The sequence below is a fragment of the Nevskia ramosa DSM 11499 genome, assembly GCF_000420645.1.
In the GTDB taxonomy this organism is placed as follows: Bacteria; Pseudomonadota; Gammaproteobacteria; order Nevskiales; family Nevskiaceae; genus Nevskia; species Nevskia ramosa.
This window is the reverse complement of the sequence record NZ_ATVI01000007.1, coordinates 257,524-271,058: the sequence shown is the minus strand read 5'-3', so window position 1 is coordinate 271,058 and position 13,535 is coordinate 257,524. Positions and strand designations below refer to the sequence as shown.

The following is a 13,535-nucleotide window of genomic DNA, read 5'->3' as shown; positions in this document are numbered from 1 at the left end:
TAGCCTGCAATCGGAACGGGAGAGTCGCGATGCACAAGCGGATCGGGGTGATGGTGCTGGGTCTGGGTTTGAGCTTGCCGGCGCTGACGGCGGTGGGTAGCCGGATGATTCTCAGCGGCAAGATCGACGCGGTTGCTGCGTCGGCCACGGCGGTGAGGCGGTCGGATGCCAGACCGGAAATTCGCGTCGGCGGTGCAGAAGTTCCACATCCCGGCGTGCCTTGCCGGCGCAGTGCCGGTGACGCCTTGCCTGAGGCCGCGCCGAAGTACGGCATGGCGCCGAAGTCCGGTTGCAATCTGCGGCTGGTCAAGCGCCGGCCGGGCGACGCGATGATCTGGGTTTAACGCCCTTCACCAACGGGGCGTCAGCGCCCCTCGCTATCGAATTCCTTTCAACGATCACCGTCCTTGCACGGTGATGGAGACCGCATGTTTCGTGAAACCACAGGCCAGGATCGCGTGATCGCCGCAGCACCGGTCTGGCGGCGGCGTGCGCCGTGGCTGGCGGGCGCTGCGCTGTTGCTGATCGTGCTGGCGTTGGCGCTGCCGGCGGCGCGTCGTCTGCTGACCGCGGAAGCCACGGCCAGCCTGGCGCGGCTGAATGTGGCGACGGTCGAGCGCGGCGATTTCGTTCGCGATATCGCTGCCGAAGGCCGCATCGTCGCAGCGGTCAGTCCGACCTTGTACGCGCCGGCCGCTGGCATCGTGCAATTGCGGGCGCAGGCCGGTGATCGCGTCGAGCAGGATGCGGTGATCGCGGTCATCGACAGCCCGGAGCTCAGTAACCGGCTGGCGCAGGAGCAGTCGCAGCTGGCGGCGCTCGATATCGATTTCCAGCGCGCCCGGTTGCAGGCGCGGCGCCAGCAGATGACCGTGCAGGAATCGGTGGACCGTGCCGAAGTCGATCGAAAGACGGCGATGCGCGAAGTCGAGCGCAGCCGCAAGGCTTACGAACAGGGCGCGTATTCGGAGCTGCAGGTGCTGCGCAACGAGGACGCCTTGGAGAAGGCGGAGTTCGCGCTGAGCCGTGCCAAGGAAGATCTGCTGATGGAGCCGGAGCAGATTCGCTTCGATGTCGAATCGAAGAAGCTGGCCCGTGATCGTCAGCAATTGCTGGTCGGCGATCTGGCGCGCCAGGTCGGGCAGTTGAGTCTGAAGGCGCCGGTGGCGGGGCAGATCGGCCAGTTGCTGATCGCCGAGCGGGCCAGCGTGGCACGCGATACGCCGCTGCTGACGGTGGTCGATCTCAGCCGCCTGGAACTGGAAATCAAGGTGCCGGAAAGCTTCGCCCGCGATCTGGCGACGGGCATGCCGGCGCAGATCAGCGGTGGTGGCAAGCAGTGGCCGGGCGAGTTGAGCGCGGTATCGCCGGAAGTGGTCGCCGGCCAGGTTTCGGCCCGGGTGCGCTTCAGCGGCGCGCCGCCGGAAGGTTTGCGCCAGAACCAGCGGTTGTCGGCGCGCGTGCTGCTCGATGAGCGCAAGGACGTGCTGACCGTGCAGCGCGGCCCGTTCCTCGATTCCGGCGCCGGCCGAGTTGCCTATGTCATTCGCGGCGACATCGCCGAGCGCACGCCGATCGAGGTCGGCGCCACCAGTCTCAATCGCGTCGAAATCCTGTCCGGCCTCGTCGCTGGCGACCGGATCGTGATTTCCGGGACGGACGATTTCAAGAGTGCTGCGCAGGTCGTCCTGCACTGACACCCGAACTGAACAACGGAGCAAAGCCATGCTGAAGATGAACCACCTGTCCAAGGTCTACCGCACGCATCTGATCGAAACGCATGCGCTGCGCGATTTCTCGATCCACGTTCGTGAAAGCGAGTTCGTTGCGGTCACCGGGCCGAGCGGCTCGGGCAAGACCACGTTCCTCAACATCGCCGGCCTGCTCGAGGAATTCACTGGCGGCGAGTACTTCCTCGATGGCGTCGACGTGCGCGGCATGAACGACGCAGCGCGCTCGAAGCTGCGCAACGAAAAGATCGGCTTCATCTTCCAGGGCTTCAACCTGATTCCCGATCTCAACCTGTTCGACAACGTCGACGTGCCGCTGCGCTATCGCGGTTTCAATGCGGCGGAGCGCAAGCGGCGCATCGAGGACGCGCTGGCGCGGGTCGGGCTGTCGGCGCGCATCCGTCATTACCCGTCGGAGCTGTCCGGTGGCCAGCAGCAGCGGGTGGCGATTGCCCGGGCGCTGGCCGGTTCGCCGAAAATCCTGCTGGCCGATGAACCGACCGGCAATCTCGACACCCAGATGGCGCGCGGCGTGATGCAGCTGCTGGAGGAACTCCATTCCGAAGGCGCGACGATCCTGATGGTCACCCACGATCCGGAACTGGCGGCACGCGCGCAGCGCAACGTTCACGTGATCGATGGCCAGGTGGTCGACATCCATGCCGAACCGCGGATGCGCGGGCTCGGTGTAGTCGCCGCACAAGCTGCGCACGGCTGAAGACGAGACCACGATCATGTTCGGCTACTACCTGAAACTCGGGCTGAAAAGCCTGCGCCGCAACCCGGTGCTGACTGCGCTGATGGTGTTCGGCATCGCCCTCGGCATCGCCGCGAGCATGACCAGCTTCACCGTGTTCTATCTGATGGGCGGCGATCCCATTCCCTGGAAGAGCGATCGCCTGCACGCCGTGCAGGTCGACAACTGGGACGCCAACGAAGCTTTCGATGACAAGGGTCGTTTGCCCGATCAGATGACCTACATCGATGCCAAGGCGCTGATGACTGCGGCCAAGGCTGATCGTCAGGCGGCGATGTTCAAGGTGGCGTTGCCGATTCAGCCCGAGAATCGCGAGGTCAAGCCTTATCTGGAGATCGGCCGCGCGACCTACGCCGATTTCTTCGCGATGTTCGAGCCGCCGTTCCAGTACGGCGGGCCGTGGAATGCCGAGCAGGACGCCAACAGCGCGCGGGTCACGGTGATCACCCAGGAAACCAACGAAAAGCTGTTCGGTGGCGCTGATTCTGTCGGCCGCACGGTGCGCTTCAACAACGTCGAATACACGGTGGTCGGCGTGCTGGCGCACTGGCAGCCGCGGGTCAAGTTCTACGACGTGACCAACGGGCCGCTGACCGATGCCGAAGCCGCCTATCTGCCGTTCACGACGGCGATCGATCTGCGCCTGGATTCCACCGGCAACAACAACTGCTGGAAGAACTCCGATCCGGGTTGGGAAGGCTTCCTGGCCTCGGAATGCATCTGGACCCAGTTCTGGGTGCAGCTCGACAGCCGCGAGAAGCTGGACGCCTACAAGTCCTTCCTCGATGCCTATGTCACCGAGCAGAAGAAGCAGGGCCGCTTCCCGCGGCCGGTCGCCACCTTGCTGCCGGACGTCAACCAGTGGCTGAGCTTGCAGGAAGTGGTGTCGCGCGATGTCGAGATCCAGGTCGGCCTGGCCTTCGCATTTCTCGCCGTCTGCCTGGTCAACACCGTGGGCCTGTTGCTGGCGAAGTTCATGCGCAAGAGCGGCGAGATCGGTCTGCGTCGTGCGCTCGGTGCCAGCCGCCAGCAATTGTTCATGCAGCATCTGGTGGAAGCGGGTGTCGTCGGCATCAGCGGCGGGCTGGTCGGGCTCGCGCTCACCGCGGCTGGATTGATGGGCGTGAGAGTGCTGTACACGCAGTTCAAGAACATCGCCCAACTCGACTGGACGATGATCGCCATCACGCTACTGCTGTCGGTGGCGTCGGCGATGCTCGCGGGCCTGTTCCCGACCTGGCGCGCCTGCAAGGTGCAGCCGGCCACCCAGCTCAAGACGCAATAGCCCGGAGACGCTGCCATGCTCGAACTACGTCCCATCCTGTCGGCGCTGATGCGCAGCAAGGTATCGCTGGTGCTGATCGGCCTGCAGATCGCGCTGACCCTGGCGATCGTCTGCAACAGCCTCTTCATCATCAGCGAGCGCGCCACGCTGATGGAGCGGCCGAGCGGCATCAACGAAGCCGATACCTTCACCATCGGCAGCATCGGTTTCGGTGCCGATTTCGATCTGCGTGCCTCGATGGCCGAAGACCTCGCGATGCTGCGCGGCTTGCCGGGCATCGTCGACGCCGCGCCGATCAATTCCCTGCCGCTGAGCGACGGCGGCTGGAGCCAGGGCGCTTCGCTGAACAAGGAACAGAAGACACCGACCGCACCGACCGCGATGTACTTCATCGACGAGCACGGCCTGAACACGCTCGGTGCGCGGCTGGTCGCCGGCCGCAACTTCCGGCCCGATGAAATCGGCAGCCGCACCCGCCAGTCGCAAGGCTGGCCGCCGGGCGTGATCCTCAGCAAGCCGCTGGCCGAAAAGCTGTGGCCGGGCGTCGATCCGATCGGCAAATCGTTCTATCTGGATACCGAGGCGGCACCGAGCACGGTGATCGGCATCGTCGATCCGCTGCAATCGCCCTGGATTCACAACAAACGGATCATCGATTACTCGACCGTGGTTCCCGAGATGATTGGCGATGGCCGCTTCACCCGCTATGTGCTGCGTGCCGAGCCTGGCCGGCGCGACGCGATGATGAAGCTGGCTGAAGCGAAGATGGCCGAGCTGAATCCCAATCGCATCGTCCGCGACGCGAAGAGCGTCGAAAAGATCCGCGCCGACGGCTACGCCGAAGACCGGGCGATGATGATCATCCTTGGCGTGGTCATTGCTTCGCTGCTGATCATCACTGCACTCGGTATCGTCGGCATGGCCAGCTTCTGGGTGACTCAGCGGACCAAGCAGATCGGCACGCGACGGGCGCTGGGCGCCACGCGCGGCGCGATCCTGCGTCATTTCCTGGCCGAGAATTTCGTCATCACCAGCTTCGGGCTAGTGGCCGGAACGGTGCTCGCCTACGGCTTCAACGCCTGGCTGATCCAGCACTACGAAACCGCGCGGATGCCCTGGTACTACGTGCCGGCCGGCTGCGTGACCCTGTGGCTGCTCGGCCAGATTGCCGTGCTCGGCCCGGCGCGTCGGGCTTCGCGGGTGACGCCAGCGATGGCGACACGATCGGTGTGAAGCGCTTGCCCATGCCGAACGTCCTGGTCCATCTTGGCCGTATCCTGTTCGTGATGCTGTGCTTGTCCATCGGCAGCAGTTTCGCCGCCGACGATGATTCGCTGGCGGCCCGGCGCAAGGCGCTGACGGCGCTGCTCGACGAGCAATGGCAGGACCAGCTCGAGCAGAGCCCCGAGCTGGCAACCACCATCGGCGACTACCGCTACAACGATCGCTGGACCGACAACTCGCTGGCGGCGACGGCCAGGCGTCAGCAGCGGGCCGCCGATTTTCTCGAGCGTTTTGTAGCGATCGACAGCAGCGGCTTCCCGGAACCCGAGCGCCTGAACCGCGAACTGATGATCGATCAGCTCAAGGACGGCCTCGAGTTCAACCGCCTGCGCCTGCATCTGATGCCGCTCGATCAGACTGCCGGCGCGCATCTGCAGTACCCGCAATTCATGAGCGTGCTGCCGACCGACACGGTGCGGCAGTTCGAGGACTACATCGCGCGCCTGAACGCGATGCCGGAGCAGATCGACGCTCTGATCGCCGTCGCCCGCAGCGGCCTCAAGGCCGGGTTGATGCCGCCGAAGTTCCTGCTCGAAAAGGTCGTGACCCAATGCCGCAGCCTTGCCGAGCCGGCCGGTATCGCCAGCGCATTCGCGGCGCCGCTGCAGAAATTTCCGGACAGCATTCCGGCCGCCGAGAAAGCCCGATTGAAAGCAGCGGCTATTGCCGCGATCGATGGCAAGGTGCGGCCGGCCTATCAGCGTCTGGCGACTTTCGTGGCCAGGGATTACGCACCCCAAGGCCGCCGCGAGCCGGGCATCTGGGCGCTGCCCGATGGCGATGCGCTCTATCGTTTCGAGGTTCGCTCGCAAACCACGACGACGATGACGCCGCAGGCGATCCACGAGCTCGGGCTGGCCGAAGTGGCTCGCATCGAAGCGGAGCAGACGCAGATTGCCAAGCGCCTCGGGCATCAGGATCTGGCCAGCTTTCGTGCAGCGCTGAAGAAGGATCGCAGCACCTTCGCGAGCTCGCCTCAGCAGATCGTCGATGCCTACAGGCGCTACAACGCGCAGATGGAACCGATGCTGCCCAAGCTGTTCGGCCTGCGGCCGAAGACGGCGGTGATCGTCAAACAGGTCGAGGCCTATCGCGAGAACGAGGCGCCGGGCGCGTCGTACATGCAGGGCACGCCGGACGGCAAGCGGCCGGGGCAGATCGAAGTCAACACCGGCGACTTCGCGCACCGCTCCTTGCTGACCATCGAGTCGACGGCCTACCACGAAGGCTCGCCCGGCCATCACATGCAGATCTCGATCGCCCAGACGCTGCCGGAGTTGCCGCCGTTCCGGCAGCAGGCCGGTTACACGGCGTATGTCGAGGGCTGGGCGCTGTATGCCGAGCGGCTCGGCAAGGATGTCGGCTTCTACACCGAGCCGCTCAGCGACTACGGCCGCTTATCCGATGAGCTGCTGCGCGCCAACCGCCTGGTGCTCGATACCGGCGTGCACTACAAGCACTGGACGCGGCAGCAGATGGTCGACTGGTTCCACACCCATTCGTCGGACGACGAGCCGGACCTGCAGTCGGAGACCGATCGCTACATCGCCTGGCCAGCTCAGGCGCTGGCCTACAAGCTTGGTCAGCTACGCATTCTGGCCTTGCGCGAAGAAGCCAAGGCGGCCCTCGGTGATCGCTTCGACATCCGCGCCTTCCACGACACCGTGCTCAGCGGCGGCGCGCTGCCGCTGGACAATCTCAGCGAACGGGTACGCGCCTGGATAGCAACTAGCGCTTCAGCGTCGCCATGATCTTGGCGGCCAGCAGCGGTGCCGAGCGGTTGCTGGCATCGGCACCGATGTCTGCACCGATCTGTTCGTGCTCGTAGAACACGCGGCCACCGACCACGACGACCAGCTGCGGATTGCGCGAGGCATCGCGGACATGCTGGATGGTCTGCGCCATGCGGGGCAGCCAGTGCTCGCGGCGGAACGAGTTGCTCAGCGACAGGTCGAGCGCATCGAACCAGGTATCGGCAACCAGCTGTTCCAGCGCTTCATCGGTGGCTGGCGCTTCGTACTGGGTATTCCAGCCGGCCTGCCAGAGCACTTCGGCGTCAAGACTGGCGCCGAGCCGGTGCTGCTCGCCGGGCTGCGGTGTGACTAGCACGGCCGGCAGATGAACGCCCCGTGTTCGCGCAGCACCTGAAGTTGCGTTGCGCATCGAGCTCTGCACGCGGCACAGCGCGACGGTCAATTCCAGTTCAGTGCAGTCATCGGCCTGCCAGAGATCGCCGAGGCTGCGCGCCAGCGGTTCGTAAAGATCCGTGCACAGCGCACCGATCGAGCGGGATAGCGACTGCAGTTCTCCGAACTGCTGGTCTCCGGCGTGAGGATCGGTGGCGATCAGCAGCTTCGCCAGTTCGGCGATGCGCGGATCGACCGGTACCTGCACCTTATCACCAGTGTGCAGGGCCGCCAGCTGCGGGATCAGCACCTTTTCGACCACATTCCGCAGCGCTGCGTACTGGGGCTTCTCGGCGATGCGCTTCGCGGCAGCCTTGGCCGACAGCGGCTCGCGAGCGATGACCACCGGTGACTTGATCGCCATCGAGGCCAGCAGTTCGGTAGCGGCATGCGGACGACGGCTCAGCGAGTCGATCAGCATCGGCGGCAGCTGGAGGGCGCCAGATTGCGCTTTGCCGGTTCTGAGGCTGCGCGTCGACAGCTTCATGTCCCAGTCGCCGAAGCAGCGCAACGGCGCCGGATTGCGACCGAGCACGTCGATCGCGCCATGTCGTGGATCGCGCTGGATCGACGGCCAGACCTTCTCGATGCTGGCTTCTGGTCCTTCCAGCCATTGGAAGAAGCGGCCTTCGTCGTAGATCATCAGGCCGGTCAGACCTTCGGCATGATTGCGTGCCGCAGCTGCCCGTTGCAGTTCGTCCAGATCGGATTCCGACATCGGCCTGGCGGCGCGGCTGTGATAGACCAGCGACCAGATCGGCGGCGCCGCGTCGTCGCGGACGGACTCGCGGGAGTAGGGCTTGCCTGGCTGAAACGAACGGGAAGTCTGCATGGTCGGCTCCTCAGCACGATGTCCCGAGCGGCCCGGCTGAACGCGATCTGAGCAAGCGCTGCGGCCGCAGCCATGCCCTGGAAAGCGTCCGATCGGTGCACCCCGCCGAAGGACTGTTTTTCTGACCTCTTTCTGGCGTCGGCAGGCTTCCTGGCTCATGGACCCGGATTCCCTCGTCGCATCCAGAAATAGCGGTCCCTGGATGACCGAAGCGATGGCAGGTTGGCCTTCGATCCGAGCCTTGTCAAGACAGATTGACTGCCGTTTGTCCGAGTATCCGAACACATGGATAGTCGCTTTGTGCAGCGCTGACGTCTGATCTGAAAAGCGCCTGCAAACCAAAGCCTGCCGTGCACGCATCAGACGTTACGATGGAGTGCCCATGCGAACGATCCTGATCATTGACGACAACCCCGGCGTGCTTGAAGCGTTGAGCCTGCTGTTTTCGCTGCACGACATCCAGGCGATCACGGCGCTGTCGCCCGAGGCCGGCCTGGAAGTGCTGACCCGCGAGCCGGTCAGCCTGGTGATCGCCGACATGAACTTCGCTGCGGATACCACCTCGGGCCAGGAAGGTGCGGCGCTGTTTCACGCCATTCGTGCCCGCAATCCCGATCTGCCGGTGATCCTGCTGACGGCTTGGACGCAGCTCGCGGTCGCCGTCGAACTGGTCAAGGCCGGTGCTGCCGACTATCTCGCCAAGCCCTGGGACGATGCCAAGCTGCTGGCGACGGTCGAGAATCTGCTGGAGCTGGCCGAAGCCGCACGCGAAGCGACGGCCAGACGCGCCGAGCGCAACCGCCGCCGGGAAGCGCTGGCGGCGCGCTTCGATCTTTGCGGCCTGGTCTACGCCGCCGATGCCACCGAGCGGGTGGTGACGATGGCCTGCCAGATCGCTCGCTCGAACGCGCCGGTGCTGATCACCGGCCCGAACGGCGCTGGCAAGGAACGCATCGCCCAGATCGTTCACGCGAATTCGGCAGTCAAGGCCGCGGCGTTCATCGCGGTGAATTGCGGAGCATTGCCCACCGAACTCGCCGAGGCCGAACTGTTCGGTGCCGAAGCCGGCGCCTACACGGGCTCGACGCGCCCCCGCGAAGGGCATTTCGAAACTGCCGAGGGTGGCACCTTGTTTCTCGACGAGATCGGCAATCTGCCGCTCTCGGTACAGGTGAAGCTGCTGCGGGTGCTGGAGTCCGGCGACTACCAGCGCCTGGGTTCCAGCCGGGTGCGCAAGGCGCGGGTGCGGGTGCTCAGCGCGACGAACAGCGAGCTGCCGCAGATGATTCGCGAAGGCCGCTTTCGCGAAGATCTGTACTACCGCCTGAACGTCATCGAACTGAACCTGCCGCCGCTGACCGAGCGCATGGACGATGTCGATCCGCTGGCCGAGCATTTCCTCCGCGACAGCGGCGCCGTGCTGTCCGACGAAGCCCGCGAGCTGCTGCACGCACACAGCTGGCCGGGCAATGTCCGCGAACTGAAGAACGTGCTCGAACGCGCGCGGCTGTTTTGCCAGCAAGGTACGATTGCGCCCGCCGATCTCGGCTTGCAGGTGCAGCCGCGCGCGGTCGCTCGTTCGCTGGATGATCCGAGCAAGGAAGCGATCGAAGCGGCGCTGGCAAAGGCCGGCGGCATGGTCAGCCGCGCGGCGCAGTCCCTGGGTCTGTCGCGCCAGGCGCTGTATCGACGCATGGAGCGTTTCGGGATCGCGCAGCCGGGCTGAGCAGAACTGGGCGCGGCAGTTGCGCGGGCCGGAGGTCCCCCGGACACTAGGCACCCCGCTCAAGAACGTCCGCCCGATGCAACAGAACCGCCGCCAAGTCTTGAGCCTGCTCGGTGCGCTCCTCGCCGGTTGCGCCGGCAAATCAATGGCTCTGGCGCCTGCTGCAGCGCCGCTGCGCATCGTCGTCGAACCTTTCGAAGTGCGCGGGCTTTATGCCGACCGTGGCTTCGTCAATCGCATTGCCGACCGGCAATCAGGCAGCAGCTTGATCGGCCCGCCAGCGCTGCTGTTCGGCGATGTTCTGGTCGATCACCTGCGGGCCGCCTACGGCCAGGATTCGGTGCTGGCGCAGCCGGCGCGGTTCGGTAGCGATATTCGCCTGCGGCCGGTCTTGCAGCGGCTGGAACGAGTGTCGGGCGACCGCGGCGATCAGGCGCTGCTGGCGATCGAGTTCGTCGTCGACGACAGCGACGGTGCGGTGCTCGGCAAGCAGCTGTTCAGTGATTCACTGCCAGCCGGCAGCACGCCGGCCGAATACCTTGCGGCGCAGGCACAGCTGCTGGCCTGTGCCTGTGAGCTGTCACGGCTATTGCTCGATCGCAGCTTGCCGGTACTCGGTTCGATGCGATTGGCGCAACGCTGAACTTGGCCCGTCGTGACCAGCCGGGCCTGTTCTCGGAATTGCCGGATGCGAGCCGTCGCGGCGGCCGGCGTGCCAGCTACTTCTTCGCGCTATGGCCAGACGCTGCCGTGCGTCGCCGGCTGGCCTCGGCTGCTGCGGCGCTGCCGCTGGGCGAGGGTGGCGTGGCCTACCGGATCAAGCCCGAGCGCCTGCATCTGACCCTGGCCTGGCTCGGCGACATCGGCCGAACCCAGGTCGATGCGGCGCTCCTGGCCGGAGATGACGTGCAGGCCAAGCCATTCCTGTTGCGGCTTGATCGCAGCGGTCATTTCCCGAACGCCAGCACCGCCTGGCTCGGGCCATCGGCCTTGCAGCCGACCTTGGCCCGGCTCAAGGCCGAGCTGGATCGCGAGCTGCTGCGATACGGCCTGCCGGTGGCCAGCGAAGCTTTCGTGCCGCACCTCAGCTGCCAGCGCAACGTCCGCACCCTGACCGAGATGCCGCCCTTCGAAGTGCTGTGGCCGGTCACCGAATTCGCGCTGCTGCGCAGTGCCCGCAGCAATGGCAAGGCGGACGGCTACCGCATCGTGCGGCGCTGGTCGCTGGGTTGATCACTGAAGGGATCACGGTTGTTGGAGAAAGCCCCTTCATTGCAGCCAGAAACAGGCGTTATGTGAGAAGAGTGTAAAAATCGTAGGAAACTGTCGCGATTCTGAAAAATCGCTGCAACACCGCGCTCCTAGGCTTCCGGCTCTGCCAGCTTTGAGGTGCGAATTCATCGCGCCTCATCCACTTATTCCGGAGCCAGCGATGAATGATTTGAGCAACAGCCCGCTACCCGCGCATCGTCACGTCGATGACGTCTGCACCAACGAAACCAATAATCCGACCCTGCAGAGCATGGTCGAGGCGCGGCTGTCGCGGCGCGAAGTGCTGGTCGGCGGCCTCGGCGCCGCAGCGGCGTTCACGGTCGGCAGCAGCGGCCTGCTGGCCAGCCCGGAAGCGCAGGCGCTGCCGTCCGGCTTCAGCTTGAGCTTCAACCCGGTCGCCAAGAGCCTGGCCGACGTGGTCACCGTACCGGAAGGCTATACGGTCACCGTGCTGTCGCCGCTCGGCGAAGCGCTGAATACCTCGACGCCGGCCTGGGCGGGCGACGGTAGCGAAACCGGTGATTCGTATGCCTTCCGCGCCGGCGATCATCACGACGGCATGTACTACTTCGGCCTGAGCTCGGACGGCGGCCGTCCGGATCCGTCGAACTCGCGTCGCGGCCTGCTGTGCCGCAACCACGAGAACATCACCCAGCCGTTTCTGCACGCCAATGGCGCCACCGTGGTCGGCGGCGTTCGTACGGTGGCCGATGAAGTGGTCAAGGAAATGAATGCACATGGCGTCAGCGTCGTCGAACTGGTTGCCGGCCCATCGCGCGCCGTGCCGGTGGCGACCAATGCCAGCTCGCGCTTCAACCGCCGCATCACCTCGCTGACCGATATCGAAATGAGCGGCCCGGTGCGCGGCGACGCCCAGCTGGTCACCCGTTACTCACCGGATGGCACCCGCACCCGCGGCACGATCAACAACTGCGCCAACGGCTTCACGCCTTGGGGCACCTATCTGACCTGCGAAGAGAACTGGGCCTTCTACTTCCGCCGCTCGGGCACCGACAACGCCAACCGCAGCGCCGCCGAAGTGACCGCGCTGAACCGCTACGGCATCACCCAGGGTTCGGCCGGCAACTATGGCTGGACCACCGTGGTGCCGTCGGATCCGAGCGACACCCGCTTCTCGCGCTGGGATGCGACCGTCACCGGCAGCACCGCCGCCGACGATTTCCGCAATGCGCCGAACACCTTCGGCTGGGTCGTCGAGATCGACCCGTACAACCCGCAGTCGACGCCGCGCAAGCGCACTGCAATGGCTCGCTTCTTCCACGAAGGCGCCTGGCCGGCCAACTTCGTCGTCGGCCGTCCGCTGGTCTATTACATGGGCTGCGACTCGCGCGGCGAATACATCTACAAGTTCGTGTCGAAGGCGCTGCTCGATCCGCGCGACCTCAACAACACCGATCGTCTCGCGGTCGGCGACAAGTATCTGGACAACGGCACGCTGTACGTCGCCCGCTTCGATGCCGATGGCAGCGGTAACTGGGTGCCGCTGCAGTTCGGCATCAATGGTCTGGATGCGAACAACGCGATCTATCCGTTCAGCTCGGAAGCTGACGTGCTGCTGCACGCTCGTCTGGCCGCCGATTCGGTCGGCGCCACCAAGATGGATCGCCCGGAATGGGGTGCGGTCAATCGTCTCAACGGCGAGGTCTACTTCACGCTGACCAACAACTCGGCGCGCGGTGTCGGCACCGGCCCGGCGGTCGACGCGGCAAACCCGCGTTCGTACGCGGACCAGAAGGGCGCGACCACTCAGCGTGGCAACGTCAATGGTCACATCATCCGTTTCCGCGAAGCCGGCAACCGCTCGGCGGCGACCACCTTCAAGTGGGACATCTTCGGCTTCGGCGCCCAGGCGGACGCCGATCCGGCGACCGTCAACGTCTCCGGCCTGACCGATGTCAACGACCTGTCCAGCCCTGACGGCCTGTGGTTCGGTCGCGACAGCAATGCCTCCAACGGCCTGCTGTGGATCCAGACCGACGACGGTGCCTACACCGACGTCACCAACTGCATGCTGCTGGCCGCGGTGCCGGGCAGCGTCGGCGACGGCGGCGTGACCACCATCAACGGCCAGACCACCTATGTCGGCGCCAAGGCCAGCGCCTCGCGCATGCGCCGCTTCCTGGTCGGCCCGAAGGGCTGCGAGCTGACCGGTCTGGACTCCACGCCGGATGGTCGCGTGCTGTTCGTGAACATCCAGCATCCGGGCGAGAACACGCCATCGGCGCTGCTCGGCAATCCGGCTGCGTACGAAAGCCACTGGCCGGCCAACGACGGCATCAGCCGTCCGCGTTCGGCGACGCTGGCGATCGTCAAGAACGATTTCGGCGTGATCGGGCTCTAAGCAAGCGTTGCCAGTATCGGGATTGCAAGCTCGTCGGCTTCGGCCGGCGGGCTTTTTTTTGCCTCGACGATCTGCTTCTCGACTTCGCCGGGCTTGATTGC

11 protein-coding genes are annotated in these 13,535 nt (G+C 65.2%); 10 read left to right on the top strand and 1 reads right to left on the bottom strand.

Features of this window, described 5'->3' with window-relative positions:
* The first annotated feature begins 29 nt into the window (after positions 1-29).
* From G513_RS0112565 to G513_RS0112540, 6 genes are all read left to right on the top strand, one after another.
* Entirely contained in the window at positions 30-344 is a 315-nt protein-coding gene (locus G513_RS0112565; protein WP_022977197.1) for a hypothetical protein, read from the top strand.
* Positions 345-428: 84 nt separating this feature from the next.
* Positions 429-1,697: an efflux RND transporter periplasmic adaptor subunit gene (locus G513_RS0112560; RefSeq protein ID WP_022977196.1), complete on the top strand. Its 1,269-nt coding sequence runs from the start codon at positions 429-431 to the stop codon at positions 1,695-1,697.
* Positions 1,698-1,725: 28 nt separating this feature from the next.
* Positions 1,726-2,448 (top strand): ABC transporter ATP-binding protein, encoded by a 723-nt coding sequence (locus G513_RS0112555; protein WP_022977195.1) that lies wholly within the window; start codon positions 1,726-1,728, stop codon positions 2,446-2,448.
* Between the two features lie 16 nt (positions 2,449-2,464).
* Positions 2,465-3,772, top strand: coding sequence for an ABC transporter permease (locus G513_RS0112550; protein ID WP_022977194.1), 1,308 nt, complete (start codon positions 2,465-2,467; stop codon positions 3,770-3,772).
* A 15-nt stretch (positions 3,773-3,787) separates the two neighbouring features.
* The gene (locus G513_RS0112545) at positions 3,788-5,005 is read left to right on the top strand and encodes an ABC transporter permease (protein WP_022977193.1); all 1,218 of its coding nucleotides are present in this window, start codon (positions 3,788-3,790) and stop codon (positions 5,003-5,005) included.
* An 11-nt stretch (positions 5,006-5,016) separates the two neighbouring features.
* Positions 5,017-6,807: a DUF885 domain-containing protein gene (locus tag G513_RS0112540; RefSeq protein WP_051144422.1), complete on the top strand. Its 1,791-nt coding sequence runs from the start codon at positions 5,017-5,019 to the stop codon at positions 6,805-6,807.
* Here the strand turns inward: G513_RS0112540 and G513_RS25510 are convergent.
* Positions 6,785-8,074 (bottom strand): BLUF domain-containing protein, encoded by a 1,290-nt coding sequence (locus G513_RS25510; RefSeq protein ID WP_022977191.1) that lies wholly within the window; start codon positions 8,072-8,074, stop codon positions 6,785-6,787. The two genes, G513_RS0112540 and G513_RS25510, sit on opposite strands and share 23 nt — an antisense overlap.
* A 382-nt stretch (positions 8,075-8,456) precedes the next feature.
* Here G513_RS25510 and G513_RS0112530 point away from each other — a divergent pair, with 382 nt between their 5' ends.
* From G513_RS0112530 to G513_RS0112515, 4 genes are all read left to right on the top strand, one after another.
* The gene (locus G513_RS0112530) at positions 8,457-9,800 is read left to right on the top strand and encodes a sigma-54-dependent transcriptional regulator (protein ID WP_022977190.1); all 1,344 of its coding nucleotides are present in this window, start codon (positions 8,457-8,459) and stop codon (positions 9,798-9,800) included.
* 76 nt (positions 9,801-9,876) lie between these two features.
* Positions 9,877-10,443 carry an ABC-type transport auxiliary lipoprotein family protein gene (locus G513_RS0112525; protein WP_084711510.1) on the top strand — a complete coding sequence of 189 codons (567 nt, stop codon included), beginning with the start codon at positions 9,877-9,879 and terminating at the stop codon, positions 10,441-10,443.
* Positions 10,444-10,445: 2 nt separating this feature from the next.
* A complete protein-coding gene (gene thpR, locus G513_RS24960) occupies positions 10,446-11,033 on the top strand; it encodes an RNA 2',3'-cyclic phosphodiesterase (protein WP_022977188.1) in 588 nt (195 codons plus the stop codon).
* A 199-nt stretch (positions 11,034-11,232) separates the two neighbouring features.
* Positions 11,233-13,434: a PhoX family protein gene (locus G513_RS0112515; RefSeq protein WP_022977187.1), complete on the top strand. Its 2,202-nt coding sequence runs from the start codon at positions 11,233-11,235 to the stop codon at positions 13,432-13,434.
* The last annotated feature ends 101 nt before the right edge of the window (positions 13,435-13,535 follow it).

Coding starts and splice junctions, on each gene's coding strand:
- G513_RS0112565 (WP_022977197.1), top strand. CDS start 30: ATGCACAAGCGGATCGGGGTGATGGTGCTGGGTCTGGGTTTGAGCTTG.
- G513_RS0112560 (WP_022977196.1), top strand. CDS start 429: ATGTTTCGTGAAACCACAGGCCAGGATCGCGTGATCGCCGCAGCACCG.
- G513_RS0112555 (WP_022977195.1), top strand. CDS start 1,726: ATGCTGAAGATGAACCACCTGTCCAAGGTCTACCGCACGCATCTGATC.
- G513_RS0112550 (WP_022977194.1), top strand. CDS start 2,465: ATGTTCGGCTACTACCTGAAACTCGGGCTGAAAAGCCTGCGCCGCAAC.
- G513_RS0112545 (WP_022977193.1), top strand. CDS start 3,788: ATGCTCGAACTACGTCCCATCCTGTCGGCGCTGATGCGCAGCAAGGTA.
- G513_RS0112540 (WP_051144422.1), top strand. CDS start 5,017: ATGCCGAACGTCCTGGTCCATCTTGGCCGTATCCTGTTCGTGATGCTG.
- G513_RS25510 (WP_022977191.1), bottom strand. CDS start 8,074: ATGCAGACTTCCCGTTCGTTTCAGCCAGGCAAGCCCTACTCCCGCGAG.
- G513_RS0112530 (WP_022977190.1), top strand. CDS start 8,457: ATGCGAACGATCCTGATCATTGACGACAACCCCGGCGTGCTTGAAGCG.
- G513_RS0112525 (WP_084711510.1), top strand. CDS start 9,877: ATGCAACAGAACCGCCGCCAAGTCTTGAGCCTGCTCGGTGCGCTCCTC.
- G513_RS0112515 (WP_022977187.1), top strand. CDS start 11,233: ATGAATGATTTGAGCAACAGCCCGCTACCCGCGCATCGTCACGTCGAT.